This is a genomic window from Microbispora sp. NBRC 16548, assembly GCF_030268985.1.
GTDB classification, from domain to species: Bacteria; Actinomycetota; Actinomycetes; order Streptosporangiales; family Streptosporangiaceae; genus Microbispora; species Microbispora catharanthi.
In genome coordinates, this window is the sequence record NZ_BSSF01000115.1 from 1 (window position 1) to 264 (window position 264).

Below are 264 nucleotides of genomic sequence, written 5' to 3' on the forward strand. Positions count from 1 at the left end.
CATTCGGCGCAGAAGATTCTCACTTCTGACTCGCTACTCATGCCTGCATTCTCACTCGCACGACCTCCACCACACGATCACTCGGCGGCTTCACCGGTTCGCACGACGCTCCCCTACCCACCACCAGCACAAAACCGGTGGTGCCACGACTTCGGCGGTGTACTTGAGCCCCGCTACATTGTCGGCGCAGAATCACTTGACCAGTGAGCTATTACGCACTCTTTCAAGGGTGGCTGCTTCTAAGCCAACCTCCTGGTTGTCACT

At 57.2% G+C, this 264-nt stretch carries 1 rRNA gene; it reads right to left on the reverse strand.

The annotated features are described in order from the left end of the window. Window positions 1-264: ribosomal RNA gene (locus QSK36_RS43285) — 23S ribosomal RNA — on the reverse strand; the annotation flags it as partial.